This is a genomic window from Rhodococcus sp. BS-15, from assembly GCF_000813105.1.
GTDB lineage: Bacteria > Actinomycetota > Actinomycetes > Mycobacteriales > Mycobacteriaceae > Rhodococcoides.
In genome coordinates, this window is record NZ_BAOX01000514.1 from 1 (window position 1) to 1,748 (window position 1,748).

At 65.4% G+C, this 1,748-nt stretch carries 3 protein-coding genes; all 3 read left to right on the top strand.

Annotated features, from left to right (window positions below; translation table 11 throughout):
• The first annotated feature begins 121 nt into the window (after positions 1 to 121).
• Positions 122 to 337: a hypothetical protein gene (locus tag RHBS_RS27495; RefSeq protein WP_128646916.1), complete on the top strand. Its 216-nt coding sequence runs from the start codon at positions 122 to 124 to the stop codon at positions 335 to 337.
• A 136-nt stretch (positions 338 to 473) separates the two neighbouring features.
• Positions 474 to 1,052, top strand: coding sequence for a sigma-70 family RNA polymerase sigma factor (locus RHBS_RS27500; protein ID WP_121870408.1), 579 nt, complete (start codon positions 474 to 476; stop codon positions 1,050 to 1,052).
• On the top strand, positions 1,045 to 1,748 hold a 704-nt coding region (locus tag RHBS_RS27505), incomplete at its 3' end, for an anti-sigma-D factor RsdA (RefSeq protein WP_128646917.1). The genes RHBS_RS27500 and RHBS_RS27505, both read left to right, overlap by 8 nt.

A 1,748-nucleotide genomic window follows, 5' to 3' on the forward strand; every position in this document is an offset into this window, starting at 1 on the left:
GTGGCGGCCGAGCTGGCGATGATGCGCGGGCGACGGACCCGAGGCGGTCCGACACGCCGAGGCCGCTCGCGCTCTCGCCAACGATGCCGATTCGTTACGCCACGTCGTCAAGACCGACCTGGTGGCTGCGGCGGCACTGAGCTGTGTCGGTGAGACCTCCCGGGCCCGTGAGTCGGCCGTCCAGGTGGCCTGCGCTGCGGAGATGGCCGGTCTGCTGCCCCTGCGCTGGGCCGCCACGATGTTGTGCGAGGGAACGGGCGGGCTCGACGCGGGGATGACCTCGTCCGTCGACCTGGCCGCCGCCATCGATCGTCCGGGTGGTTCGACGGTCGGTTGACCAGGACCTGGGTCGGAGGCGGACCGAGTGGTTCGGTTGTGACCGGGTGGTGTCGCTATCCTTGGTCTCGTTCCACCACCACGTGGAAGCGCTCCCAGGCGGGTGCGTACCTGTAACGCGGGGAAATTTGTCGACGATGAACAGTGCGGGTGAGGAGTTGGACTCTTTCGTCGTTGCCGCAGCGCAAGGCGATCGACTGGCTCTGTCCCGGGTCTTGGAATTCATCCGACCACTCGTCGTTCGGTACTGCCGGGCACGGGTCGGTTCGGCTGAGCGCGGTCAGCTTTCGGCCGACGACGTGGCGCAGGAGGTCCTTTTGGCAGTCATGACCGCCTTGCCGCGATACCAGGACCAAGGTCGTCCGTTCATGGCATTCGTGTACGGCATCGCGGCTCACAAGGTCGCCGACGCCCATCGCAGCGCCTCGCGTAACAAATCGGACCCGGCCGCCGAAGTACCAGATGTCGTGTCGATGGAGCACGGACCGGAGCAACGCGCTCTCGAATCCGAGTCGAGTCGACAGATGACTGCACTGCTGGACACCTTGCCCGCCAAGCACCGCGAGATTCTGGTGCTCCGACTCGTAGTCGGATTGTCGGCCGAGGAAACAGCAGCCGCCGTCGGCAGCACTGCAGGCGCTATCCGCGTGGCTCAGCACCGAGCTATCGCAAAACTGAAGAACGAAGTTGTGAGAGCAGGTGAAATGTATGGCTAGGGACAATGGTCACGGTGGCCCCGGTGAGACGCCGCGTCGCGGAATCTCGCGTATCGGTGAGCACGTGAGCTCCACTGGACCGAAGCAGAACGATCCCTATGCCGACATCGGCGCAGACGGTGGTCCTGTGGACCTCGTCGCCGTACGTCGTGACGATGCGTTCATCGACGCGATCAGTGGTGACGGACCGATTGCCACCGATGACGCAGACGAGTACCAACTCGCCCTTCTGTTGGCCAATTGGCGAGCAGACGTGGTCACGCCGGCGATGCCGGCCGGACCCTCCCTCGATGTGGTCGTCGCCTCGGTCGAACGCGAGAAGCTCGCCGCCGACATGGCGCGCTCGAGCTCGGCCAACCGCGGTGGACGGATGCGTTTGCTGCGTCCCATCGCCGGTGCCGCAGCCGCGATCGCCGTCGTGATGGGTGGCCTGGTGGTCATCTCGTACAACTCGACACCGGACGATCCGCTGTGGAGCGTCAAGTCGGTCGTCTTCTCCGAGCAGGCCGATTCGACTGTGGCGCAGATCGATACGACGTCCAAGCTGCAAGAGGCGGAGACTCTCCTGTCCTCCGGGGACACCACTGCCGCTCGCGCACTGCTCGACGGCGCGTCGAACAGCAGTTCCGCTGTGCTCGACGACGGTCAGCGCGCCGAGCTCGATCAGTGGCTGGCGCGTCTGCTGCAGGAACTGCA